Raw genomic sequence first — 25,745 nt, 5'->3', positions numbered from 1 at the left:
TTTTTAGTCCGCAGTGCAACTGAAATAAAGACCTTCACCCGCTGCTGTTTGGCACACTCTCACCAGACATACCCAGATCAAAGCAAAATCTTCATGTGAAACAGAAAAACACCCTCGTCTTGTGCTTTTTCACTTGATTCTGCCCCGCTTCACGGGCAACATGAACACAAGGGATCACATAGATTTAATGACAATGACTTACCGATATCATGATGAAAGTATTATTAAAAGCTTGCCTGAAGATACGATTTTTGTCTTTGGCAGTAATCTGGCGGGTGATCATGCCGGCGGTGCAGCGCGCACTGCCCTGCAACACTTTGGCGCCGTGCGCGGCGTAGGGCGTGGCTGGGCCGGACAAAGCTTTGCCATTCCAACCATGAACGAGCATTTGCAGCAAATGCCGCTGTCGCAAATTCAGCACTATATAGATGACTTTAAAACCTATACCAAAAATCATCCGAAAATGAAGTATTTTCTGACTTCAATTGGCTGTGGTATTGCCGGTTATAAAGTCGAGGAAATCGCCCCGATGTTTAAAGGCATTTCCCACAATGTGATTTTCCCGGCCTCCTTCCGGCCTTTTGTCGAGAAATCTTTACCGAAACTGAACCAGCATTTTCTGCATACCATTTTTCGTGATCCGGTGATTTTTGCCAGCAATCCGGATGAGCTGATTGAAGTACTGGCTTTAAATGACAATGAAAAAAGTCTGGCTAAAATTTTGCTGAATACCCAGATGTACCCGACCGACAGCAATGGCCGTGACCGGATTTTTGAAATTGAAGATATTTTATATGGCCTGAAAGACAAGGTCTTCGAATGGCAAAGCAACTCTGAAGGTTCCATGCTGTTTGGCGGGGTGATTCTAGCCTTACTGGAACTGTATAGTATTAATGAACAGGATTTTGCCGAAGTCTGGCATGGTCAACGTGAAATTACCCCACCGCGTCCGGCGCATCGGGCCAAAAAATAATCCCTCTTTTTAATACCAGAGCAGCCGGCCACTGAGCCGGCTGCTTTTTAATTCAGTGATGCAAATCACATTTATAAAAATAAACACAATTCTTATCACATAATAAAAACTTGATTATAATTCTATTTTTCATTCACTAGAATAATCGAGCTTCAGACTATGACAATACTGGACACGCCTGTTTTTACCCTTGCGCCGATTGCCCTGTGGCTGGAAGACTTTAGTGAAATTAAAAAACAGTTTGAGCTGTGGCGCGCACAAGGCATTCAGGATTTACGTGGCTATTTACTGGAAGATCCAAGCCGTGTCATTGAATGTGCCCGTAAAATTAAAATTCTGAGCGTAAACCAGAAAACCCTGGAACTGTATGAAGCCCAAGATCTGCAGCATTTAATTAGCAACCTGGAGCAGATTTTTAAAGGTGATATGGCCAGTACCCATATTGATGAGCTGATCAGCTTGTGGGAAGGTCAAACCGAATTTTCCAGTCAGGCGGTCAATTACAGCCTGAACGGTAAACGGCTGGATATCCAGTTACGCGGCACCGTAGTCCCTTCACATGAGCATGACCTGTCTTTGGTGCTGGTCAGTACCGAAAACATTACCCCTTATACCGCAGCGCGCCGGCAGGCAGACCAGCAGCGTTTACTGGCTGAATCGCGCTTTGTCTATTCTCCCACCTCCTTGTGGGTGGAAGATTTTAGCCGGATTAAAAGCCGGCTCGATCAGCTGCGCCATTTGGGCATAGATGATTTCAATACCTTTTTAGATGTGCATCCGGATTTTATCCAGCAATGTATCCGCGATGTACTGATTATTGATGTCAATCAGGCCACGCTGGATTTATTTGGCGCCCCGGACAAAAACACCCTGCTGCAAAATATTCATAAAATTTTTGCCGGTGAAATGCAGCATACGTTCAGGGAACAGCTGATCGAGCTCTGGAACGGCAATATTCACCATCAGCGTGAAGCCATCAATTATGCGCTGGATGGCAGCATCCGCCATGTATTGCTGCAATTTACCGTATTTCCCGGCTATGAAGAGGACTGGAGCACGGTTCAGGTGGCCTTGACCGATATTACCGCGCGTAAAAAAAGCCGAAAATTATCTGGAATATCTGGGCAAGCATGATGTGCTGACCAAGCTGCTGAATCGCTCGCATTATAGCGAAGAAGTGAATCGCTTAGAGCGCAGCAGTCTACGGCCTGTATCCAGTATCTATATTGATATGAATGGCTTAAAAGTTGTGAATGATGCCTTTGGCCATGATAGCGGTGATGATCTGCTCAGACGCACCGGTGAACTGCTGAATCAGCTTGTCCAGAATACCCAGTACAGTGCCTGCCGCATTGGTGGTGATGAATTTGTGATTTTGCTGCCGGGTGCCGATGAGATTGCCCTGCACAACTGTTTGGCAGGCTTGCAGGAACTGCTGTTAATTGACAGTCAGTTTCATGGTAATCAGATGCTGAATCTGTCGATTGGGTCTGCGACCACACTACCACAGGAAAGTATTGAAGAGATGCTAAAACGCGCCGATCAGGCCATGTACACCCAAAAACGCGCCTATTATGTCCAGTTTGACCGGCGTGAAACCCAGGATTAAACCCATCAAGCGCCCATAAAAAATGCCACAGAACGTGGCATTTTTCTTAGCGTTTACCCATAGATTTACGGGTCCCACGTGGTGGTGGAAACAGCTTGTCGGCATAACCTTCATCTTTAGGACGAACCTGATTATGCAAGGCATCCATCTGGGCTTTTTCTTCCGCAGATGGCATTGGGAATGGGAGTTTTACCACAGGTTTTTTTGAAGTAGGCTGCTGCTTACTCATGACGATAACTCAAATCAAATTAGCGCTATTTTAAGGTTTTTTGCAGTCAGAAGCGAGCCTCCGGCTTTTTATTCTCAAAAATGCCTTATTTTGAGGCGCAGAAGCACAAATTTCGTGATTTTTTATTAATTTGTTGAGATTTTAAACGACGAAGTGACTATTTTTGAGCTAAGATAGTGTGCTTTTTATTTTTTAATCCCTATAAGAAGGAATACTGCCGTGGACGTACGTCTCTCTGATCGTGTAAATGCCATCAAACCGTCCCCAACGCTTGCTGTGACAAACAAAGCTGCTGAATTGAAAGCTGCTGGTCATAACGTAATTGGCTTGGGTGCAGGCGAACCGGATTTCGATACACCACAACACATCAAAGATGCAGCAATTGCAGCGATTAACAACGGTTTTACCAAATATACCGCTGTTGACGGTACGCCAGGCCTGAAAAAAGCCATTATTGCGAAACTAAAACGTGACAATAACCTTGACTACCAAGCCAACCAGATTCTGGTGTCTTGCGGTGGTAAACAATCATTCTTTAACTTGGCACTTGCACTGTTAAACAAAGGTGATGAAGTGATCATCCCTGCACCATTCTGGGTAAGCTATCCAGATATGGTCATCATCGCTGAAGGCGTGCCAGTGATTGTAAAATGTGGCGAAGAACAACGCTTCAAAATCACTCCTGCTCAGTTAGAAGCAGCCATCACAGACAAAACCCGTTTAGTGGTACTGAACAGCCCGTCTAACCCGACAGGTATGATCTACACCAAAGCTGAACTGGAAGCTCTGGCTGAAGTACTGCGTAAATACCCAGAAGTGTATATCGCATCTGACGACATGTACGAACCAATCCGCTGGGATGACGAGTTCTACAACATCGCTACTGTTGCACCAGACCTGTATGACCGCACTATCGTGTTAAACGGTGTGTCTAAAGCCTATGCCATGACTGGCTGGCGTATCGGCTATGCAGCGGGCCCTGCTAAATTGATCGGCGCGATGAAAAAAATCCAGTCTCAGTCTACGTCTAACCCGACGTCTATTTCACAAGTAGCTGCAGAAGCTGCATTGAACGGTCCTCAAGACGTTCTACAACCAATGATTGAAGCGTTTAAACGCCGTCATGACCTGGTGGTAAACGGCCTGAACGACATCAAAGGTATTTCTTGCTTACCTGCAGATGGTGCGTTCTATGCTTACGCCAACATCAAACCACTGATTCGTGCTAAAGGCTTAAAATCTTGCACAGAATTCTCTGCATGGTTACTGGAAGAAACGGGCGTGGCCGTGGTTCCAGGTGATGCATTCGGTTTAGGCGGTTTCATGCGTATCTCTTATGCAACGGCTGATGAAGTGCTGGTAGATGCGTTAGCGCGTATCAAGAAAGCGGCGGATTCAATCGAAGGCGTTGATGAAGCGATTGCGTCTATCGAAGCTGAAAAAGCTGCTCAATAATCTCTTCTGAGCAATAAAAAAACCGCGACCTGTTCGCGGTTTTTTTATGGCCTGATTTGCTCTAAACGCTCAATTCAGCGGACCATAGATAACGGTTAGATGGCCTTTTTCAGCGCCTGAATGAGCTGACTGCGTGAGATATCAGGACGGTCTGTACCCTTATAAATACAGTAATATTTAAAGGCACTATCCAGACTCACCCGCAGTTTTTTTTGTTCAGAAGCCGACCAGACCCGGCAGCGGTTACTACCCGACAAGGCACTGCCGGCAAGCTGATACAGGTATAAATCCTGGCTGCGCTGTAATGGCGTGCGGATCGCATGATCCGGATGCTCTGAAAGCTGGAAACATGGCTCATTGATCAGCCATTTTTCACTAAACCACAGCTGCAGTAAATCACCCAGATACAGATCGACATGCCCGACTGGCCATATGTTGATATAGGCCGAAGCAACAGGCGTATAATAATCTTCTGGATTGCTGATAAGAGAAAGGTAGTTGTCTTTGTAAAAATTGAGGTTTGCAAAAATTTCAGGGATGCTGAGCGTATTCATTCGCTGTCTCCGATTTAGCCATTTTTGTGCTGGCAAGTTGGTTTAAATCCACACTGTTTAACCATTTGGTCAAACGACTTTCTGGATTTAATCTAACAACAGATTTTTTGCTTTGCAAGATTTTTTCGTGTTTTATTTTATTTTGCACAAATAAAAAGCATATAAACTTTAAATGTAAAAAAGATGACAGTTTTCGCTTGACCCTTGCCAAAATCCCTCTATAATCGCATTCAGATTCTCCCATAGCTCAGTCGGTAGAGCGACGGACTGTTAATCCGCAGGTCCCTGGTTCGAGCCCAGGTGGGAGAGCCAAATTCAAGAAAGCCCAAGCATTTAAGACTTGGGCTTTTTTATTGCCAAAATTTATAGCTTCCAATCTTTTTAATTCCCACAGCGATTCACATCTGAAGGCTGCCAAAAGAGGATGACATCTTCCCGAGCGATCTAATGGCGAGACGTCAATCGCCAGATCAGCAGAGCATCTATCTTCAAAAACAGGTAAATCAGCCCTGATTCCCCTTCTCACAGCCATAAAAAAACGGAACCGAAGTCCCGTTTTCTCTCAAAAAATATTGACTGTTTCAAGCTGCCTGCGCCGGCACACCGCTATGGAAACGGAAAGTATCATCCGGGCTTAAAATCAGATTTTTTTCCACTTCACGAATATGCTGAATCCGACCCTGAATATCTTCTTCCGGATTTTTTAGCTTGGCAGTTTTGGCAACGTCCAATGCCAGTGCCAGATAATCTTCATAATGACGCGATTCAGATTTCAGCAAATAGCGGTAGTAACGCCCCAGCTCTTCATCAACATGCGGTGCCAAGGCATAAAAACGCTCACAGGAACGCGCTTCTACAAAGGCGCCAATCACCAGTACATCAATTAACGCTTCTGGTTCATAGGTACGGATTTCTTTGCGTAAGCCGCCAGCATAACGACCTGCGCTTAAGCCTTTCCACTCCTGTCCGCGTTTGTTCATGAATTCCAGCACCTGTTCATAGTGCAGCATTTCTTCACGAACCAGTTGCGCCAGCTTGACCTGCAAATCGGTAAAGAAGCTGTAGCGGAACATCAGGTTCATGGCTGTACCGGCGGCTTTTTTCTCGCAGTTAGCATGATCCTGCATCAGGATTTCCAGATTATTCAGTGCTTCGTCCAGCCAGGCTTGCGGGGTTTCACAGCCCAGGAAGCCGATCACCGGCTTCATGAGCTCATCATAATTGATTGTCGACATACTAAAACTTCAAGATTATCGTGCAGCTTTAATCGCTGCTTTCATTTGCTGTACAGCTTGGGCCAGACCCACAAACACCGCATCGGCAATGAGCGAGTGACCAATATTCAGTTCGTGAATTTGCGGAATTGCGGCAATCGGCGTCACGTTATCTAAATTCAGGCCATGGCCGGCATTCACCACCAGACCTTTGGCCGCGGCATATTCGGCACCTTTCACAATACGTTCCAGCTCAGCCTGCTGCGCCTCTGCGGTTTCAGCATCGGCGTAGGCACCGGTATGAATTTCAATGGTTGGTGCACCACAAGCAACTGCGGCATCAATCTGGGCAAAGTCAGCATCAATAAACAGGGATACATCACAACCCAGAACAGAGAGAGCCTGCGTTGCCGCTTTTACCGCCGCAAAATTACCGACCACATCCAGTCCACCTTCAGTGGTGACTTCCTGGCGTTTTTCCGGGACAAAGCAAACATGATGCGGTTTGATTTCTTTGGCGAACTCGACCATTTCATCAGTCACCGCCATTTCCAGATTCATGCGGGTTTTCAGCAATGGACGCATACGACGCACATCATCATCCTGAATATGACGACGATCTTCACGCAGATGCAAGGTAATACCCTCTGCACCAGCCTGTTCACAAATCAGTGCGGCATTGACCGGATCTGGGTAAGTGGTGCCACGTGCTTGTCGCAATGTTGCAACATGGTCAATATTTACACCAAGTAATGCAGCCATACTCTTTTCCTAATTACGATTGTGTTTGGGAGTTCTGTATCCACAATTGACGACTTTTTAACGGCCGATCTCCCAGCAGGGAGCTGATCATCTGCCGATATAATTTAGACAGTAATTGTAACTGTTTTGGATTAAAATCCCTACCCTTTTCATGGTCACGCATACTCAAAATCTGCGCGCCACTTAAACCAGAACGGGAAGCCTGCACCGTTGGCATAAAGCCTTCATTTAATAAAAACTGGTACTGCTGCGTTGCACCAATCGGCTGCTGGTTGGCATCCACTTCAAAGTCGATGGCATAACCCAGTTCTTGCAGCAACACATGCTCAAACTGGCGCAGAATCTGTCTTAAAAAGCTGTTCGGCTGCGGATGGCTCGACAGCTGCTGCAATTGCTGCAAAGTCGTGGCATATTGCAGAAAAGTCTCGGGCATCTCGACTTCGAGCGGACACAGACGCAGCAAAATTTCATTCAGATAAAAACCGGAGAAAAAGGCATCGCCAAAGAAAAATACGGGCTGGTTGATAATTTCCAGTTTGGTAAAATTTTTCAGTTCAGATTTACCCGAGGCCTGCAGGCTAATCGGTTGATATTGTGGTGGCGGGGTTTGTCTTAAAATACCATCAATCCGCCCATATTCCTGGGTAAACAGATGCACAATATGACTACGCTCGCGGTATTTACGATGATGGATCAGGTAGCCATGCAAGACTTCATTACGCATGCGGGCAGGATATCAGCCTAATCATCTTTCTTTTTGCTTTCATCTTCTTCATCCCCATCGGGAATGACTGCACCGACCACAGCGGCCGTGCCTTTGACCACGCCTTTGGTGGTTTTATAGGCCACTTTAACCGGAACTGTAACCACCTTATGAATACAGCCTTGCAGCATGAACATGCAGGCTAAAATCACAGCAATTTTGGTCATTACAGTTCCTCGTTTCATGGCTTAGATATCGCTATATCCCAAGCTTTTTAATGCACGTTCATCATCTGACCAGCCACCTTTGACTTTCACCCAAAGCGTGAGCATGATTTTCTGTTCGAACATTTTTTCCATATCGACACGGGCATCCATCCCGATTTTTTTCAGCTTAGCACCTTTTTCACCAATCACAATGGCTTTTTGCCCCGGACGGTCTACAAAGATGGTGGCATCAATATAGGTACAAGCCGGTTTCATACGACCGGTTTTTTCATTTAAAGCCGGCTCTTCGGTTTTAAATGATTCAATCTGTACGGTTAAATCGTATGGCAGTTCTTCACCGAGCTGACGCATGATTTTTTCACGAATAATTTCAGAGGCCAGGAAGCGCTCGGAACGGTCGGTAACCTGATCAAATGAATATAGCGGTGGCTGGAATGGCAGATATTGCTCAATGGTGTCACGCAGATGTTCCAGATTGGCACCACGCAGCGCAGATACCGGTACAATTTCTGCGAAGTTCATCAGCTTGGCGCGCTCCTGAATCAGCGGCAGCGCCTGATTTTTATTCTCGAAGGTATCCAGTTTATTGATCACCAGAATGACTGGCATGTCTGCATTTTTCAATTTCTCCAGTACGAGTTCATCGTTCTGGGTCCATTTTTGTGCATCGACGACGAATAATACCAGGTTCACATCACGCAGCGCCGAGTGCGCGGCACGGTTCATCATTTTGTTGATGGCACGCACTTCTTTTTTGTGCATCCCCGGGGTATCGACATAGACCGCCTGAGATTTTTCACGCGAATCAATCCCGACAATTTTATGGCGGGTGGTTTGCGGCTTACGCGAGGTAATAGACAGTTTTTGACCCAACAGGTGGTTCATCAAGGTAGATTTACCCACGTTTGGCCGGCCCACAATGGCCACAAATCCGCTACGGTAATCCGATGGAATTTCCTGACCTTGTGAACTGAAGAATTGATTGATTAAATCGTGGCTGTCGCTTTGCGACTCGTGATCAGCATCGTTGTGATCGGAATGGATTGTCATTGAGACGTTTGCTCCAAGAGTTTTAAAATTTCCGCGGCAACTGCCTGCTCGGCAAAGCGGCGGCTAGAACCTTCACCTTTCATTACCGGTAAAGCATCGACCCGGCATTCCACCTTGAAATGCTGGTTCGGGGCATCACCCTGAATATCTACAACCTCGTAAACTGGGAGAGGTTTTTTACGTGCTTGTAAATACTCTTGTAGGCGTGATTTCGGATCTTTGAGCTGATCGGTTGGCTCAATATGATCCAGATAAGGCACGTACCATTTTAACACAATCGTCTGTAGCAGGTTTAAATCCCCACAGTCGATATAAATCGCACCAATAATCGCCTCGACTGCATCTGCAAGTATAGACTCACGATGATGACCGCCTGATTTCAATTCACCGGTACTGAGAATTAAATTTTGACTGAGTTTTAAATCATTGGCGATTTTACCCAGTGCTTCCTGACGCACCAGTGTTGCGCGCATACGGGTCAGCCGCCCTTCATTTTCCTGCGGATAGGCGGTGTAGAGATAATTGGCAATAATCATCCCTAAAAGTGAATCGCCTAGAAATTCTAGGCGTTCATAGTTGTGTTTGTGACTGACCGAACGATGTGTCAGCGCCAGCTTGAGCAGATCCGGCTGTTTAAACTGGTATCCGATGCGGCTGGCCAAACGCGTTTCATTGAGCTTGGACTGAGCTTTGATCAAAACTTTTCTCGAATTTCATGACAATATCAATATTCAATAAGAACGGTTTTCTTATCTCATAGTCTTTCTTCACCTGTAGACCATCTACATTGGTGACCTGGGCAACATCCGCAAATTTAATATCACGAATGTTGTTCATACTTAAACGCTTATCCATTTCCCCAATGAATCTTTGCGGACTCAGGTTTTTGGGTCCATGAATCAACTGCTCTTTAATCTGGTTATCCAGCATTCGATCATCGAAATACGGTCCCCAAACCGCAACTGCAATTTTTGCCATAAAAGCAAAACCAATAATTGCAACCAGAATTGCAATATACGATGCCCCTTGTTGATGACGCATTTTGTTATTTTCCTAATGGATGATTTTAATCTATGCTGCCGTTTCGGCTAAAAGACGGCAATTTAAAACCAGGCTCTTTGTGCATCCAGATATAGACGGCACGGCCGGTCAGGTTTTCTTCAGGTACAAAACCCCAGAAACGGCTGTCAGCACTCTGATCGCGGTTATCCCCTAACGCGAAGTAATGACCTTCTGGAACTTTGACTTCCCAATATAAACCATTTGTAGAAGCATATTTACCATTTTCGATATAATTAATAAAGGGTGCCTGACGCGCCACGTTTACGCCTTCCAGTTCACGCATGGTAAAAGTATGCTTGCCTAAAGTTTCCTGATGGTAAATCGAGTTGGGTGTATCGAGGCTGTCTTTTTCACGGCTAAATTCCAGTGCAACTTTCTGCACCTTTTCGCCGTTAATGGTAAATTGGCCATGATCATAAACAATATGATCACCCGGCAAACCCACAATCCGCTTAATGTAGCTAATGCTTGGTTGTGGCGGATAACGGAACACCGCCACATCACCGCGTTCTGGCGAACCGGTATCAATAATTTTGCTGTTGACGATTGGCAAACGCACGCCATAGTCAAATTTATTTACCAGAATAAAATCCCCGGTCTCCAGGGTTGGCACCATTGAATCTGACGGGATATTAAACGGCTCATATAAAAACGAACGCAGCACCAGCACAACGGCCAGTACCGGCCAGAAGTCATACGCCCATGTGATAATGAAATTTTCATTGCCCCGCCCTTTGGTCTGTCTTTGCTTGAAGACAAATTTATCCAGCAACCACACAGCAATAAAAAACAGCGTGGCAGGAACGAGGATCAAATTAAAATCAAAATCCATGGGCGTTTATCCTTCTAATCTTATTAGCGTTCGACTTTTAATACAGCTAAGAACGCTTCTTGTGGGATTTCAACGCTACCCACTTGCTTCATACGTTTCTTACCTTCTTTCTGCTTGGCCAGCAGTTTCTTCTTACGCGACACGTCACCGCCATAACATTTGGCCAATACGTTCTTACGCATGGCTTTTACCGTTGAACGGGCAATGATTTGCGCACCAATGGCCGCCTGAATTGCGACATCAAACATCTGACGTGGAATCAGGTCTTTCATTTTTTCAACCAGTGCAATACCACGATGACGGGCATCCTGACGGTGACAGATCATTGCCAGCGCATCGACTTTTTCACCGTTAATCAAGACATCGACTTTCACCAGCGATGAACTTTCAAAACGCACGAAGTTGTAATCTAGTGATGCAAAACCACGTGAGCAGGATTTCAATTTATCAAAGAAATCCATCACCACTTCGGCCATTGGAATTTCAAAGGTAATGGATACCTGATTACTCATGAATTTCATGTCTTTTTGCACACCACGACGCTCGATACACAAGGTCATGACGTTACCCAAGTATTCTTGCGGCACCAGAATGTGACATTCGGCAATCGGTTCACGTAAGTCTTCAACGGTGGAACCGTCTGGCATTTTCGATGGACTGTCGATGTACACGGTCTGGCCATTTTTCATTACGGCTTCATAAATAACCGTAGGCGCAGAAGAAATCAGGTCCAGATCGTATTCACGTTCTAAACGTTCCTGAACGATTTCCATGTGCAGCATACCAAGGAAGCCACAGCGGAAACCAAAACCGAGCGCATCTGAACTTTCCGGTTCGAAGAATAGCGCTGAGTCATTGATTTGCAGCTTTTGCAGTGCTTCACGGAACGGTTCAAAATCGCTGGCATCAATCGGGAACAGACCAGCATAGACCTGCGGTTTTACTTTTTTGAAGCCCGGTAACACTTCCACTTCTGGCGTGGTTGCCAAAGTAATGGTATCACCAACTGGTGCACCAAAAATGTCTTTAATGCCGGCAATCACGAAGCCGACTTCGCCCGCTTCCAGAATATCGGTTTCAGTATGTTTCGGATTGAAAATACCCACCGAGGTAATGATGTGCGTTTGACCGGTTGATTTCATCAACATCTTGTCGCCTTTACGCACACGTCCCTGCTTCACACGCACCAGAGACACAACGCCCAGATAGTTATCAAACCATGAGTCGACAATTAAAGCTTGTAATGGCGCATCACGGTCACCGGTTGGTGCTGGAATGACATCGACCAGACGCTCTAACACACCCGCAATCCCCAGACCGGTTTTGGCTGAACAGGTCGGCGCATCGGTTGCTTCAATACCAATAATATCTTCAATTTCCTGAATCACACGTTCAGGCTCTGCTTGCGGCAGGTCAATCTTGTTCAGAATTGGCAGTACTTCCAGCCCTTGCTCAATCGCGGTATAGCAGTTGGCAACCGATTGTGCTTCTACGCCCTGGGCAGCATCAACCACCAGTAGTGCGCCTTCACACGCTGCCAGTGAACGTGAAACTTCATAAGAAAAGTCAACGTGTCCCGGGGTGTCAATGAAATTTAACTGGTATTCCTGACCATTCGGATGGGTATAGTACAAGGTCACCGAAGTCGCTTTAATGGTAATCCCACGTTCACGCTCAAGTTCCATTGAGTCCAGTACTTGCGCCTGCATTTCGCGATCCTGCAAACCGCCACAGGTCTGAATGAAACGATCCGCAAGGGTCGACTTGCCATGATCGATATGTGCAATGATCGAGAAGTTACGAATGTTTTTAATATCAACAGATTTTTTAGCTTGCGCCATGGGCTACCTTAAAAAATAACGCGCTATGCAAACCAGATTCAGTGCACAGCAAAAGCCGAATAGAAATTGCGAAGGATTATAGCAGATGGATTTTTTAAAGTATCCAAAATAATGCAAAGCTTTTCGGCCCGGCCGGTTTTAGATCATCCGATACAAACCGGCCAGTGACGATGCTTATGCCGGCTGTGGCGGATACTGGTTAAAATCCATCGGATTCAGATCGGCTGGAATAGGCTGATACGCCTGGGAAAAACTTGGCGACATGCGTTTTGGACGGCCGCTGTCAATTTCCACACAAGCCCATTTGGTCTGCGCGACAAACAGCACGCTCTGGTCCTGCGGACGATAAAACACATACTGGCGAAACAGGTACAGCGCATTAATTTCACTGAGCCAGGTTCTTAAAATCAGCTCTTCACCGGCAAATGCTGCCTTGCGATACTGCACATGATGCTCCACCGCCACCATGGCATGTTTCATTTCCAGAAACTGCGCCATGCCCAGGCCTAAGGTTTCAATATGGGCGCTGGCCACATCCTGCATCCACTGCACATAAACCACGTTGTTGACATGGCCCAGACTGTCAATATGCTCGGGTTGAACCTGAAGTTTTAAATCAAAAAATGTACTGCTCATGCTCTGTTACTGTACTGTGGTATCGGCTATTGAGGCCCCTAGTCTACTGAAAATTGGCCCTGGATAAATTGAAAAATAAAAAAACCACAGCAGGCTGTGGTTTTTAACTGGCTCAGATCAGGAAATTCGCATGCCGACAATAGCACGTTGTCCCTGACGGATTAAGGTCACACGCGCCACGCTGCCCTTTTTCAGCTGCGAAACCGCCTGAACAAAGCTGTTGCTGTCGGTGACTGGGCTATTGTTCAGCTGTACGATGACATCACCCGGTAAAATTCGCGACTGCGCTGCAATACTGCCCGGACGGACTTCCTGAATCAGCACGCCGCCTTTAATTTCCAGCTGACGCATTTCTGCTGCTGACAGGTTCCGGATTGCGACCCCAAGTACCGGGCCTTTATTCTGGCTTGGCGTAACATTGCTCTTGGCCGGGGTGTCATCCGGTGCAGTACTTAAAGTAGCCGAGATATTCCGGCGACGGTCATCGCGTAAAACTTCCAGCTGGATGGTCTGTTTAGGTGCAGTACGGTTCAGATAATTGAGTAATTCGCTGGTGCGCGAAATTGGGGTACCGTTGTATTTTAAGATCACATCACCCGCACGCAAGCCGGCTTTGGAGGCTGGAGAATCCGGTGCCACCTGGGTAATTAAGGACCCTTCCGGTTTATCCAGTCGATACGATTCTGCCAGCGTCCGGTCAATATCCTGCAGGCTCACACCTAAATAGGAACGGGTGACTTTACCATGCTGTTTTAACTGGTCTGCCACTTCCATGGCGACATCAATCGGAATCGAGAAAGACAGGCCCATATAGCCGCCCGTTCCACTAAAGATGCGCGAGTTGACCCCAACCACTTCACCGCGCTGGTTAAATAGCGGTCCACCCGAGTTACCCGGGTTTAAGGCAACGTCAGTCTGAATAAACGGTACCGAGGTTTCCCCCATCATGTTACGCATTTTGGCGCTGACAATACCGGCAGAGGCGGAATAGTCAAAACCGAATGGTGAACCAATCGCCAGCACCGGCTCACCGACTTTCAGGCGATCAACATTACCGGTACGCAGTTCAGGGAAATTGCTGCCAGATACTTTCAGCAAGGCCACATCGGTCCGCTCATCACTGCCGACTACAGTGGCATCAATTTCACGGCGATCATTCAGGACAATGGTGACTTTGGAGGCATTTTCAATCACATGGTGGTTAGTGAGCAGGTAGCCATCTTTGCTAATAAAGAAGGCACTGCCATAACCGGTTTTTTCCTGTGGCGCCTGACGCTGCGGAATCACCACCCCATCGCCAAAGAAACGGCGTAACAGTTCCGGAACCTGTTGTTGTAACAGCTCTTCCTGGCTTAAACGTTTGACCACATTGACACTGACAACACCGGGGCTGACCTGTTCAACCAGGTTGGAAAAATCTACTGAAGCAGAGGCCTGTGCTTGAACAGATGCCATAGTGAACACAGCTGCATAGAGACCCTTCTGTAAGTAGCGATTATTCATATATAGCATTCACTCAATTTGTTTATAAAAATGTGATGTTCTGTTTTTAACATAACGCTTTTTAAGATTTCGTAATAATATGTTCAATTCCTCAACAGGATACAAGTGCTTATGCCATTTTTTATAAAATGGAGTTTTATTGCTTTTTCTCATCATTAATAAGCATCTTGACCCTTGCCTTTTGTTTTAAAAAGCGTTGTCATTACCAGACTTTTTTCAAATTAGCTGATGGACATGTCTAATTTACATGCAACTCATCATTTTGATGTGATCATTGTGGGTAGTGGCGGCGCAGGTTTAAGTCTGGCACTGTCGTTACCAGCTCATTTTAAAATTGCCGTGCTGGCCAAGTCGGCCCTGACTGATGCCAGCACCTTTTATGCCCAAGGTGGGGTCGCAGCCGTACTGGATGAAACCGACTCTATTCAACAGCATATAGATGACACAATGATTGCAGGCGCGCATTTATGTGAACTGAATGCCGTGCAACAAACTGTAGAGGGCGGTAAACCTTCGGTCGATTTCCTGCTTGAACATGGCGTTCAATTTACCCTCGATGAACAGGAACAACTGCATTTAACCCGTGAAGGCGGCCACTCCCAGCGCCGGATCATTCACGCAGCAGATGCCACGGGACGTGCCATTTCAACGACACTGGTCCAGCGGGCCAGAGAAAAACAGAATATCCAGATTTTTGAAAACTTTGTTGCCATTGACCTGATTACCACACAGAAACTCGGTCAAACCGGTAACAATCGTGCATTGGGCCTGTATGCCCTGGATGAAAACACCGATCAGATTGATACCTTCCTGGCACCCTTTACCGCACTGGCCTGCGGCGGTGCCATGAAAGCCTATCTGTACACCTCTAACCCGGATATTGCCACCGGTGACGGGATTGCCATGGCCTACCGCGCCGGTTGCCGCGTCGCCAATATGGAATTTAACCAGTTCCATCCGACCTGTTTATACCATCCGCAAGCCCGTTCCTTCTTGATTACCGAAGCCATGCGCGGTGAAGGCGCCTATTTACGCCTGCCAGATGGGGAACGCTTTATGCTACGTTTCGATGAGCGTGCCGAACTGGCGCCACGTGATATTGTGGCACGTGCGATTGACTTTGAAATCAAGCGTCTGGGGATTCGTCATGTCTGGCTAGACATCACCCATAAACCGGCCGAATTTGTTAAAGAACACTTCCCGACCCTGTATGCGCGTTTACTGGAACTGGGCATCGACATCACCAAAGACATGATTCCGGTGGTCCCGGCAGCGCATTATACCTGTGGCGGTGTAGTGGTTGATGAACACAGCCAGACCGATATTGCCGGCCTGTATGCCATTGGTGAAACGTCTTATACCGGCCTGCATGGTGCTAACCGTATGGCCAGTAACTCACTTTTAGAATGTTTTGTATATGGCATGAGTGCCGCTGAACACATTCAGGCTGAATTCAAGCCCGATTATCAATCACCAAATGTGCCGGCCTGGGATGATTCTCAAGTGACCCATCCGGATGAAGATGTGGTGATTCTACAAAACTGGGATGAACTGCGCGCCACCATGTGGAACTACGTCGGAATTGTCCGCACCACCAAGCGTTTGCAACGTGCCCTGCACCGTATTGAAATGCTGAAACGTGAAATTACCGAGTATTATCAGGACTACAAAGTCAGTAAAAACCTGATTGAACTGCGTAATCTGGTGCTGGTTTCAGAAATGATTGTGCGCTGTGCCATGCAGCGTAAAGAATCGCGTGGCCTGCATTACACCCTGGATTATCCAGAACTGGCAGATGAGCTGCGTAAAACTGTCCTCACGCCGCCAAACTTCCAGGTAGAAACGCCATTGGTGAATGAGGATGTGCCGGCTTAAAATGCTTTTACATCTTCAGTTCTGAAAGATAAAAAACCGAATCGCAGGATGTGATTCGGTTTTTTATTGGGATCAGCCAAAAATGGTTTCAGCCGGATGGTTCCTCAAGTTGAAGCATATTGCGCTGCACTCGAGGTTGGCTTTAATAATGGCAACTGCTCAGGTTCTAGCACTCCGGACAGCAATTGCGGCAGATAGGTCTGCACATAATTACGTAAAGTCAGTGCCACTTGTGCCGAGAAATGTGGCTGCTGCAATTGTGTCTGTAAATGTGCCAAAGCCTGCGTTTCAGTCAGCTGATGGGTTTGCACGGCATAGACATAGCCCAATAAAGCACCTTGTGCCAAAAACTGATACGGCAACCCGGCCTGAGCATTGCTGGCAATTGAACCTAACACCCGTTCGGACGCACTGAGCTTGCGTAGCGGATCACGCGCCACCCGTGCACATGGGTCTTTATAGGCATGGACACAGGAGTTTGCAAAACTTTGTGCCAGTGCATGTAGATCTTTCTGTCGGTGTGGTAACACCACCGCCAGTCCCTGCTGAACCTGCTGTAACAACTGCTGCATGAACTGTTCAATCTGCGGGTCGGCCAGAGCCACACCAATGGTTTGATGACCACGCAGGCTGGCATACCAGGCAAGCATGGCATGCACCCCGTTCCAGAGCCGGTTTTTAATCAGCTGGATTTCACTGATGTCTTCGACAAGAATCATCTGCCGCATTTTTTGTAGTAACGGGCTGGCATTTTCTACATAAATTGGCATGTCAATTTCTGCATTAAACAGAATGAGATCCATCGTTTGTAGAATATGACTCGGCTGGAAATTACGGCGCAAATCTTCCACATACAGGCTGGCCTGACGTTCCTGCTCCGGCTGCAAACGGGTGTTATCCTCAATTTCAACCGGCTCGGCTTCATCTTCTGTCTGCGACTGCTTGAAGATGTTGTATTTAATCCGTAGCTGGCGGTACAGGTTCTGATCAGTCAGTTTGGATACCATACGGTTGACCACGGTATCGCAGAAATAATGCTGCGCTAAAATGGCTTGTGCGGTCTGCACATCACTTAAGGCCACCAGGGCTTTACGGATATGCTCCAGCAATAACTGCTTGGCACCAACTTTATTTAAAATAATCAGCACGGTTAAAGGCGCAGCCGGCTGGTCCTGATGGGCCAGATAACGTGCATACAGGCCTTGCGCAATCACCTCAGCTTCGCTGCTCAGCGCTTTTTCTGGCAGACATAAGGCAATCAAGCTGGATTCGATATACATCTCCTGCATGTGCTGCAGGTTATCTGCATCAATAATGCTCATGTTTTCAATACGTTCATCATAGGACATTTGCCCATAACGAATGCAATAGGTGCCAAAAGCATTCACCGCAGAGCGATACAGCTGGTTACGGGTAGAAGCGTAAATCCGTTTCGGACGGGTATAACCATCCCAATGCGATAATACCTGCGCCAGATAACCGCCACCAATCGCACCAAAACCATGGATTCCGACAGTTAGCTGGTTCAAGGTTTGTGGAAAGGCTTCCTGCAGGCTGGGCATGCCCAAGGCCGGAATATACAGGTTTAAATCTTCCAGATAATCTTCCATGCTTTCATAGTAGTAATGCGCCTTAGACAGCATCTGTTCATTTGGTGCTTTAATGTCCCGCAGCAGCACGGTAATGCCCTGCGCTGCATAGGCCGAGGTCACACCATTGTCTGAATCTTCAAACATGAAACAGTCACTGGCGGAGAGATTCAGCTTTTGCGCAGCGGTCAGGAAAATTTCCGGATGCGGTTTGCCACGTTGGACTTCATCTCCGCACACCAGTACATCAAAAAATTTATAGACATTGGCATTAATTAAATATTCTTCGGCAATGGCACGGCGACTGGACGTCGCCACTGCCATGCGCAGCCCGGATTTACGCAAGCGCTCCAGCACCTGTAGCAAACCGGTTTTAATCGGCACGCCAAACTGACGCACACTTTCCAGCTCCAGCTCATCGGCACGCTGGCGAATTTCGGTATAGGGAATATCTTCACCATATTCAGCCTGTGCCAGCTGTTTGGCACTCCGCGCACTCAAGCCCAGACAACCCATTAAATAGTCATCGCTGAACTCGACTCCAATCAATTCCCGAGATGCCTGTTTCAAGGTTTGAAACCGTAAACGCTCAGTATCAAACATTGTGCCATCCATATCGAAAATTGCGCCCTGGATCATTTTATTTTTAAATTTAAGCATTTCCCCCCTCATTTGATCATTTTTCAACAGGCCTAGAGCCTAGAGCAATTTTTGAGGGAACAACACCTTAGACAAAGAATGAAATATTTAAGGTTAAAAATTAACCACTTGATTGGAGTAAGATTTAAGATATGTAACATTGAGTAATTAATAAGTAACATCATGTAAATCAATAAAGCGATTTTGCTGAAATATAAGGATAAGTTTTAAATAATTCGGAGGGTGCTTTTCGGCGAATTAAATAGGCTTCAAAAAATAAAAAGCTGGAAGCATCAGATTGGCGAAGAAACTGAAGCAAGCAAAATTAAGACGAGTAAGAAAAGGATAAAATCAAGCGAGCCAGATCAAAAGAACAAGTGACCTGAGAATCAAGCCACTTGGGGTGGAATTGAATAGGTTCCGGTCACATGCGCCACCGGTTCCTCCTGCCCGACTGAATAAATCCAGACTTCACCCACGGCCAGACTTTTACCCAGTTTCATGAGCCGGCATTCCGCCCGCAGGTTTTTTCCACCAGCGGGTTTGCGTAAAAAATTGATATTCAGGTTGGTGGTGACCGCCAACCCGACAATCCCAATCTGGCCCAGAATGGCTACATATAAAGCCAGATCTGCAGCCGTCATCATGGTCGGACCAGAGATCGTGCCACCCGGACGTAATTCACTTTCCCCAACCCGATAGGTCAAGCAGGCACCCATTGGCGTGACCGCATCAATCTCACATTTTTCCAGACTCTGGGGAAATTCTTGTTGTAAAAATTCAATAATTTCAGCACGGTTACTTTTCATTGTGATCAAAAAATCCTCTATCATCACGCTACTATAGAAGATTTTTAGTCTTGACCCAAATTTAAGCAGCGACTGTCTGTAAATATTTGAGCGCCTCGGCAAAGACCAGATCCGGACTTTGGGTGGCATCTAAACGTTTAATCCGTTCTGGTTCTGCCTGCCACAACTCCTGATAACCAGCACGCACCTTTTCAAAAAAGGTGACTTTTTCCTGTTCAAAACGGTCCAGCGCACCGCGTTCACGCGCACGGGACATGCCCAGTTCAATCGGTGCATCCAGCCAGAAAGTCAGAGCCGGCATGTGCGAAACAAAATTCTGGTTCAGCAATTGCAACTTTTCCCGGCTTAGGCCACGCCCAGCACACTGATAGGCAAAGCTGGCATCAGTAAAGCGGTCACAGAGTACCGTTTTGCCAGCTGCCAGTGCAGGCAGAATCACCTGCGCCAGATGCTGGGCGCGCGCTGCGTACATCAGCAGTAATTCAGTGTCATTACACATCTGCTCGTCATGATTCACCGAAAGCAGCAGGCTGCGAATCTGCTCGGCCATCGGGGTACCACCCGGCTCACGGGTCAGCACTACTTCGCTGCCTTGGGCCTGCAAATGTTCATAAATACGACGGATGAGCGTGGTTTTACCTACCCCTTCGGTGCCTTCAAAGCTAATAAACATGCTCACTCCTTGTTCTTCGCACGAATGACCGCCAGATATTCCTGAACTGCGCGGTTATGATCTTGCAGATTGGTACTGAATTTATGTCCGCCATCACCGGTGGCGACAAAATAGAGATTGTCGGAATCATCCGGATGCATTGCTGCTTCAATCGCGCGTTTGCTTGGCAGTGCAATTGGTGTTGGCGGTAAACCATAGATGGTATAGGTATTGTACGGCGTTGGGGTACGTAAATCCTTACGGGTAATATTGCCCTGATATTTGTCGCCCATCCCGTAAATGACGGTCGGGTCAGTTTGTAAACGCATACCAATCTTTAAACGGCGCACAAATACGCCAGAGACCTGACGCAGTTCGCTATCGACATGGGTTTCTTTTTCAATAATCGACGCCATCACCAGCGCTTCATATTTATTCTTGTACGGTAAATCTGGTGCACGGTTGGCCCAGGCTTCATCCAGTGCTTTCATCTGACGCTGATATAAATCGGTCAGAATTTTACGATCCGATTCGCCCTTGGCAAAGAAATAGGTATCTGGCGCAAACAGGCCTTCCGGATGCTCAAACGGAATATTCAGTGCTTTTAATAATTGATCGGTCGGCAGATGGCTGACTTCTTTAGTCACCAGCTCATCCTTTTGCAGATGCTGCACCAATTGTTTAAAGGTGGTGCCTTCAATGACCAGAATCCGATTCATCTGCGCATTTTCTGCATTGGAGATCATTTCCATGACTTCACGGATGCTCATACCCTGCTGGATTTCATAAACCCCGGCTTTCATCGAATCATGAATCATGATTTTCTGATACAGCTTCAGAATAATCGGAAAACTGACCTGATCATTTTTTTCCAGACGATCAATAAAACCGGAATAGGTATCGCCATCGCCAATGGCCAGTAATTCTTTCTGGCCTTTTACCGGATAGTCTTTAAACAGGCTGGACCAGAGGATGACTACGACAATGAGGAGTACGCCCAGTAACAGGGTTAAAATGCCTTTCATCGGCAATGGGGAACGAGGCTTGTTTTTCTTTTTCGTTTTAGAGCGGGATGAAGACATATTAATGCATCTGATTCAATTGAAGACGATTAAACAGTTCAATACAGGCTTGAACATCTAAAAGGCGTGCATCGAGCTGGATCACGATTTTCATCGGACTGAGCGCATTACAGAAAAACAGACTCTGGAACTGCGCAATTTCTTCCATATTGACATAACGCTGGCGACAGGAAATGCCGTGCTGCTGCATACGGGCCAGAATTTCAGCCCGCATCACGCCGTGGACGCCATTATAACGAAGTTCCGGCGTAATCCATTCATTGTTTATAAGAATGAAACAATTACTGCTCACCCCTTCAACAACCGAGCCTTGCACATCAGTCACCAAGGCTTCCGGCCAACCCTGCGCATCGGCTTCTTTTTTCAGTATCACTTGTTCTAAACGGTTCAGGCTTTTGATGCCGACCAGATGTGGCATACTCAGCCCCATCGCTTGTTTCAACACACCACTGGCGATTTTTTCATAGTGAAAATCATCCACTGCTTTGGGATAAAAGAAGACCCAGACATCAGCCTCTTGTGCGGGCAGGCTATAACCGCGCTGTCCATCCCCCCGACTAATGATGATTTTTAAGGTGCCGTTAACCTGCGGATAGCGCTGCTGCAGCTGTTGAATCGACTGCTGGATAAACGCCAGATTGGCATGTAAATACAAACGCTCACAGCCGCGTTGTAGCCGCAGCAGATGTAAGGCCTCCAGTTCAATATGGCCATTGCGGATGCGCGCGGTGCTAAAGCAGCCATCGCCATAATGAAAGGCACGGTCCAGCACTGAAACGGCCGATATTTCCTCAGCATTCTTAAAACATTGCATACAACAAGTATCCATTTGAGCTGGCTTTAGTGTAAGAATGGAAGATCTATTTATATTTCTTTTTTATTCATATAAAATTCATTTTTTATTATTTTTTTAGGAATAAGACTAGCGCTATTCTTGCCTCATGTTACAAAACAGCGAAAAATTTGAGGTTAGTCATGAGTTTTACAAAATTAAAAATTGGGGTACTGGCCGCATTAATTTCGGCATCCTCCTTTGGTGTTGCTGCAAAAGATTTTCTGAACGTGTCGTATGACCCGACCCGTGAATTATATGATGATGTGAATAAACAGTTCGGCAAATACTGGGAAAGCCGGACCGGACAAAAAATTAACTTTAAACAGTCGCATGGTGGTTCAGGCAAACAGGCCCGTGCCGTAATTGATGGCCTGAGTGCCGATGTGGTGACGCTGGCTTTGGCCGCCGATATTGATGTAATTGCGGAAAAAGCCAAACTGTTTCCGGCAGACTGGCAAAAGAAATTACCACATAACTCGACACCTTATACCTCGACCATTGTATTTTTAGTGCGTAAAGGTAATCCGAAAGGGATTCAGGACTGGGGCGATCTGGTCAAGCCGGGCGTAGGTATTATTACCCCGAACCCGAAAACCTCAGGCGGTGCACGCTGGAACTATCTGGCCGCCTGGGCTTGGGCTAAACATCAGCCGGGTGGCAATGATCAAACTGCACAGGAATTTGTCCGTAAAATTTATAAAAACACCAAAGTTCTGGATTCAGGCGCCCGCGGTTCAACCACCACCTTTGCCGAGCGTGGCATTGGTGATGTACTGCTGGCCTGGGAAAATGAAGCGCACTTAGCCATTCGTGAGCAGCCGGGTAAATTTGAAATTATTACCCCTAGCCTGTCGGTACTGGCAGAACCGCCGGTGGCCATTGTTGAGAAAAATGCGGAAAAACATGGCAACAAATATTTGGCCCAAGGCTATTTAAACTTCCTGTATTCCCCCCTTGGACAGGATTTAGCCGGCAAACATTATTATCGTCCTCGTAGCGAAGCAGCATTAAAGAAATACAGCCAGGTGTTTAAGCCGTTAAAGCTGGTCACGGTAGATCAGGAATTTGGGGGCTGGGCCAAAGTCCAGTCTGCACATTTTGAAAATGGCGGTATTTTCGACCAGATCGTAAAAGCCAATAGCGCTAAATAATTCAGCTGTAGCATCAGCAACTGTAAGGTAAGCAAAGGAGCATCGACATGATTCATACCGTAATTGTTCCGGGCGTAGGTGGCAGTGAATATAGCCACTGGCAATCCTGGTTACAACGACAGCTCATGTCCTGCTCCCGCGTCGAGCAGCAGGACTGGAATGCTCCGGTACTCGAAACCTGGGTAGAACAGTTCCGAAGCACCGTGGCGGCGATTGATGCACCGCTGCAAATTGTGGCGCATAGCTTTGGCTGTTTGACTACCGTAGCCGCTCTGGCGCAATACCCGGCGCTGCAACGCAAGGTCAAGAATCTGGTACTGGTGGCACCGGCCAACCCGGGCCGTTTTGGTGAAGCCGGTTTTGCCCGTGACAGCCAGCATGACTATCAGGACTATTTTCATCAGCTGCAAGTGCAGGTTCCCGCCAGCATGCTGATCAGTGAAAATGATCCCTGGTTAAATGCCGAACATGCACTGGAACTGGCGCAGTCCTGGCAATTAGAACCGGTAAGCTTGGGCCATGTCGGGCATATTAATGTCGCCTCTGGTTTTGGTCCTTTTCCTGAACTCTGGAATTACCTGATTTCAGAAAAGGCTATGCAGCATATCAGTATTACTGATGACAGCAAGTATTTATTTAAATTTGCAATTTAACCCTCGCAAATTATGCTTGTGCCGAAATTTATTTATTTTTCGCTGGCTGATTTCAGCCCGCATTCTCTCTTTGAGGAGTAATCATGTCGCAGCGGTCCCGAGTGCTGCCAGGATTTGGTCTTTCTCTAGGCTTTACCCTAGCGTATTTATCATTAATCGTTCTGATTCCTTTGTCTGCCGTATTTTTAAAATCGCTGGACATTGGCTGGGAAGGTTTATGGGAAATTTTAAGTTCTGAACGTATCTTAAAATCTTTGCAGTTAAGTTTTAGTGCTGCGCTGATCGCAGCGCTGGTGAACGTCGTTTTTGGTTTATTGCTGGCCTGGTGTCTGGTGCGTTACCGCTTTCCGGGCAAACGCCTGATTGATGCGCTGGTCGATTTACCTTTTGCCTTACCGACCGCCGTGGCCGGTATTGCCCTGACCTCTTTATATGCACCTACCGGCTGGATTGGTCAGTATCTGGAGCCTTTAGGCATTCAGGTGGCCTATACCCCTATCGGGATTACCCTGGCCCTGATCTTCATTGGTATTCCATTTGTGGTGCGTACCGTACAGCCGGTACTCAGCGATCTGGAAACCGAGCTGGAAGAAGCTGCATCTGCCTTGGGCGCAAACCGTCTGCAGATTGTTACCAAAGTGATTTTCCCGATTTTACTGCCGGCATTAATTACTGGTTTTGCCCTGGCCTTTGCCCGTGGCGTGGGTGAATATGGTTCGGTAATCTTCATTGCCGGGAACCAGCCTTTTGAAACTGAAATTGCCCCGCTGATGATTATCTCCCGTTTAGAAGAATATGATTATGCCGGTGCAACCACTATTGCGGTGGTGATGCTGCTGATTTCATTCGTGATGCTGTTCCTCATTAACTTGTTACAAGCATGGGCCAGCCGTCGTACAGGGAGAACAGCCCGATGAGTTTAAATACCAATAGCAATGCTTTGGCCGACAAGCTGCAATCGCGTGATGCCACCCGTGAACCGACCTGGGTACGCTACACCTTACTGGCCATTGCCCTGATTTTCTTCCTGAGCTGCCTGATTCTGCCATTAATTCTGGTATTCGTTGAAGCCTTTAAACAAGGTGTGGGCGTGTATACCCAGGCACTGGTACATCCAGATACCTTATCTGCGGTCAAACTGACCTTACTCACTGCAGCCATTGCCGTTCCACTCAACGTGGTGTTTGGTGTGGCCGCAGCCTGGTCGGTGGCCAAGTTTAACTTCCCGGGTAAATCGATTCTGACCACCATCATTGATTTGCCGTTCTCGGTCTCTCCGGTCATTGCCGGGATGATGCTGGTACTGATTTTTGGTACTCAGGGCTGGATGGGCAACTGGTTAATGGACAACGACATCAAGATTTTATATGCCGTGCCAGCGATTGTCATTGCCACCATCTTTATTACCGTACCGTTTGTGGCACGTGAACTGATTCCACTTATGGAAGCACAAGGCACCGAAGAAGAAGAAGCGGCCATTGTACTGGGTGCATCTGGCTGGCAGACCTTCTGGAAAGTCACCTTGCCGAATATTAAATGGGGCCTGATTTACGGTGTCATTCTGTGTAATGCCCGGGCGATGGGTGAGTTTGGTGCGGTATCAGTCGTGTCTGGACACATTCGCGGTGAAACCAATACTTTGCCCTTACACGTTGAGATTCTCTATAACGAATATACCTTCAGTGCTGCGTTTGCGGTGTCATCCCTGCTGGCCCTGCTGGCGATTGTGACCTTGATCCTGAAAACCTGGGTCGAAATCCATCAGGAAAAGCAGGACAAACGTAATGAAGATTCAACAGTTTCTTAAGGA

General features: G+C 47.0%; 25 protein-coding genes, 1 tRNA gene and 1 pseudogene. 9 read left to right on the top strand and 18 right to left on the bottom strand.

The genetic code is table 11. The features are described from left to right. The first annotated feature begins 193 nt into the window (after positions 1 to 193). Positions 194 to 973, top strand: coding sequence for an A1S_2505 family phage non-structural protein (locus tag ACVLR6_RS04900; RefSeq protein ID WP_045795109.1), 780 nt, complete (start codon positions 194 to 196; stop codon positions 971 to 973). A gap of 159 nt (positions 974 to 1,132) precedes the next feature. Further along, positions 1,133 to 2,582, top strand: a pseudogene (locus ACVLR6_RS04895) (diguanylate cyclase domain-containing protein). A gap of 46 nt (positions 2,583 to 2,628) precedes the next feature. On the opposite strand, the gene ACVLR6_RS04890 reads toward ACVLR6_RS04895, so the two are convergent. Continuing rightward, the gene (locus tag ACVLR6_RS04890) at positions 2,629 to 2,811 is read right to left on the bottom strand and encodes a hypothetical protein (RefSeq protein WP_005176699.1); all 183 of its coding nucleotides are present in this window, start codon (positions 2,809 to 2,811) and stop codon (positions 2,629 to 2,631) included. A gap of 219 nt (positions 2,812 to 3,030) precedes the next feature. Here ACVLR6_RS04890 and ACVLR6_RS04885 point away from each other — a divergent pair, with 219 nt between their 5' ends. Continuing rightward, the gene (locus tag ACVLR6_RS04885) at positions 3,031 to 4,266 is read left to right on the top strand and encodes a pyridoxal phosphate-dependent aminotransferase (protein WP_005176698.1); all 1,236 of its coding nucleotides are present in this window, start codon (positions 3,031 to 3,033) and stop codon (positions 4,264 to 4,266) included. Positions 4,267 to 4,361: 95 nt separating this feature from the next. On the opposite strand, the gene ACVLR6_RS04880 is transcribed toward ACVLR6_RS04885, so the two are convergent. Next, on the bottom strand, positions 4,362 to 4,820 hold the full coding sequence (locus ACVLR6_RS04880) for a hypothetical protein (RefSeq protein ID WP_168397349.1): 459 nt from the start codon (positions 4,818 to 4,820) through the stop codon (positions 4,362 to 4,364). 236 nt (positions 4,821 to 5,056) lie between these two features. On the opposite strand from ACVLR6_RS04880, the gene ACVLR6_RS04875 reads away from it, so the two are divergent. After that, positions 5,057 to 5,132: transfer RNA gene (locus ACVLR6_RS04875), tRNA-Asn, on the top strand. 269 nt (positions 5,133 to 5,401) lie between these two features. Here ACVLR6_RS04875 and miaE read toward each other — a convergent pair. The 11 genes from miaE to ACVLR6_RS04820 all read right to left on the bottom strand — a co-directional run bounded on the left by miaE (position 5,402) and on the right by ACVLR6_RS04820 (position 14,650). Beyond that, positions 5,402 to 6,055: a tRNA-(ms[2]io[6]A)-hydroxylase gene (gene miaE, locus ACVLR6_RS04870; protein WP_005176696.1), complete on the bottom strand. Its 654-nt coding sequence runs from the start codon at positions 6,053 to 6,055 to the stop codon at positions 5,402 to 5,404. A 15-nt stretch (positions 6,056 to 6,070) separates the two neighbouring features. Further along, positions 6,071 to 6,796 carry a pyridoxine 5'-phosphate synthase gene (pdxJ, locus tag ACVLR6_RS04865; RefSeq protein ID WP_016660036.1) on the bottom strand — a complete coding sequence of 242 codons (726 nt, stop codon included), beginning with the start codon at positions 6,794 to 6,796 and terminating at the stop codon, positions 6,071 to 6,073. 13 nt (positions 6,797 to 6,809) lie between these two features. After that, the gene (gene recO / locus ACVLR6_RS04860) at positions 6,810 to 7,520 is read right to left on the bottom strand and encodes a DNA repair protein RecO (protein ID WP_168397348.1); all 711 of its coding nucleotides are present in this window, start codon (positions 7,518 to 7,520) and stop codon (positions 6,810 to 6,812) included. Between the two features lie 17 nt (positions 7,521 to 7,537). Further along, positions 7,538 to 7,726, bottom strand: coding sequence for an NF038104 family lipoprotein (locus ACVLR6_RS04855; RefSeq protein ID WP_005176688.1), 189 nt, complete (start codon positions 7,724 to 7,726; stop codon positions 7,538 to 7,540). A gap of 21 nt (positions 7,727 to 7,747) precedes the next feature. After that, complete coding sequence (gene era, locus ACVLR6_RS04850; RefSeq protein ID WP_016660033.1) at positions 7,748 to 8,776, bottom strand: GTPase Era; 1,029 nt, start codon at positions 8,774 to 8,776, stop codon at positions 7,748 to 7,750. After that, a complete protein-coding gene (gene rnc / locus ACVLR6_RS04845; RefSeq protein ID WP_005176685.1) occupies positions 8,773 to 9,474 on the bottom strand; it encodes a ribonuclease III in 702 nt (233 codons plus the stop codon). Before rnc ends, era begins: the two co-directional genes overlap by 4 nt. Continuing rightward, entirely contained in the window at positions 9,446 to 9,817 is a 372-nt protein-coding gene (locus ACVLR6_RS04840) for a DUF4845 domain-containing protein (RefSeq protein ID WP_168397347.1), read from the bottom strand. Before ACVLR6_RS04840 ends, rnc begins: the two co-directional genes overlap by 29 nt. A 25-nt stretch (positions 9,818 to 9,842) precedes the next feature. Further along, positions 9,843 to 10,670, bottom strand: a complete 828-nt coding sequence (lepB, locus tag ACVLR6_RS04835; RefSeq protein WP_168397346.1) for a signal peptidase I — start codon at positions 10,668 to 10,670, stop codon at positions 9,843 to 9,845. Positions 10,671 to 10,693: 23 nt separating this feature from the next. After that, on the bottom strand, positions 10,694 to 12,511 hold the full coding sequence (gene lepA, locus ACVLR6_RS04830) for a translation elongation factor 4 (protein ID WP_005176673.1): 1,818 nt from the start codon (positions 12,509 to 12,511) through the stop codon (positions 10,694 to 10,696). A 174-nt stretch (positions 12,512 to 12,685) separates the two neighbouring features. Beyond that, positions 12,686 to 13,147, bottom strand: coding sequence for an acyl-CoA thioesterase (locus ACVLR6_RS04825; protein ID WP_005176672.1), 462 nt, complete (start codon positions 13,145 to 13,147; stop codon positions 12,686 to 12,688). 117 nt (positions 13,148 to 13,264) lie between these two features. After that, the gene (locus ACVLR6_RS04820) at positions 13,265 to 14,650 is read right to left on the bottom strand and encodes a Do family serine endopeptidase (RefSeq protein ID WP_455995936.1); all 1,386 of its coding nucleotides are present in this window, start codon (positions 14,648 to 14,650) and stop codon (positions 13,265 to 13,267) included. A 228-nt stretch (positions 14,651 to 14,878) separates the two neighbouring features. Between ACVLR6_RS04820 and nadB the strand changes: the two genes are divergently transcribed. Further along, on the top strand, positions 14,879 to 16,525 hold the full coding sequence (gene nadB, locus ACVLR6_RS04815) for an L-aspartate oxidase (RefSeq protein ID WP_075174747.1): 1,647 nt from the start codon (positions 14,879 to 14,881) through the stop codon (positions 16,523 to 16,525). Between the two features lie 104 nt (positions 16,526 to 16,629). On the opposite strand, the gene mtlD is transcribed toward nadB, so the two are convergent. The 5 genes from mtlD to pabC all read right to left on the bottom strand — a co-directional run bounded on the left by mtlD (position 16,630) and on the right by pabC (position 22,110). Further along, a complete protein-coding gene (gene mtlD / locus ACVLR6_RS04810; RefSeq protein ID WP_168397344.1) occupies positions 16,630 to 18,774 on the bottom strand; it encodes a bifunctional mannitol-1-phosphate dehydrogenase/phosphatase in 2,145 nt (714 codons plus the stop codon). Between the two features lie 368 nt (positions 18,775 to 19,142). After that, the gene (locus tag ACVLR6_RS04805) at positions 19,143 to 19,562 is read right to left on the bottom strand and encodes a PaaI family thioesterase (RefSeq protein WP_005176662.1); all 420 of its coding nucleotides are present in this window, start codon (positions 19,560 to 19,562) and stop codon (positions 19,143 to 19,145) included. Between the two features lie 61 nt (positions 19,563 to 19,623). Further along, positions 19,624 to 20,235, bottom strand: a complete 612-nt coding sequence (gene tmk / locus ACVLR6_RS04800; protein ID WP_005176660.1) for a dTMP kinase — start codon at positions 20,233 to 20,235, stop codon at positions 19,624 to 19,626. Positions 20,236 to 20,237: 2 nt separating this feature from the next. Next, positions 20,238 to 21,296 (bottom strand): endolytic transglycosylase MltG, encoded by a 1,059-nt coding sequence (mltG, locus tag ACVLR6_RS04795; RefSeq protein WP_104505507.1) that lies wholly within the window; start codon positions 21,294 to 21,296, stop codon positions 20,238 to 20,240. 1 nt (position 21,297) lies between these two features. Then, the gene (gene pabC / locus ACVLR6_RS04790; protein ID WP_455995934.1) at positions 21,298 to 22,110 is read right to left on the bottom strand and encodes an aminodeoxychorismate lyase; all 813 of its coding nucleotides are present in this window, start codon (positions 22,108 to 22,110) and stop codon (positions 21,298 to 21,300) included. A 161-nt stretch (positions 22,111 to 22,271) separates the two neighbouring features. On the opposite strand from pabC, the gene ACVLR6_RS04785 reads away from it, so the two are divergent. The 4 genes from ACVLR6_RS04785 to cysW all read left to right on the top strand — a co-directional run bounded on the left by ACVLR6_RS04785 (position 22,272) and on the right by cysW (position 25,742). Further along, positions 22,272 to 23,282, top strand: a complete 1,011-nt coding sequence (locus tag ACVLR6_RS04785) for a sulfate ABC transporter substrate-binding protein (RefSeq protein WP_104471280.1) — start codon at positions 22,272 to 22,274, stop codon at positions 23,280 to 23,282. 47 nt (positions 23,283 to 23,329) lie between these two features. Beyond that, a complete protein-coding gene (locus ACVLR6_RS04780; protein WP_005176655.1) occupies positions 23,330 to 23,935 on the top strand; it encodes an alpha/beta hydrolase in 606 nt (201 codons plus the stop codon). A gap of 83 nt (positions 23,936 to 24,018) precedes the next feature. Then, positions 24,019 to 24,852: a sulfate ABC transporter permease subunit CysT gene (gene cysT / locus ACVLR6_RS04775; RefSeq protein ID WP_005176654.1), complete on the top strand. Its 834-nt coding sequence runs from the start codon at positions 24,019 to 24,021 to the stop codon at positions 24,850 to 24,852. Next, positions 24,849 to 25,742: a sulfate ABC transporter permease subunit CysW gene (gene cysW / locus ACVLR6_RS04770; protein ID WP_455995932.1), complete on the top strand. Its 894-nt coding sequence runs from the start codon at positions 24,849 to 24,851 to the stop codon at positions 25,740 to 25,742. Before cysT ends, cysW begins: the two co-directional genes overlap by 4 nt. The last annotated feature ends 3 nt before the right edge of the window (positions 25,743 to 25,745 follow it).

The organism is Acinetobacter sp. T63, from assembly GCF_053852345.1.
This window is presented reverse-complemented; position numbering and strand designations above follow the sequence as displayed.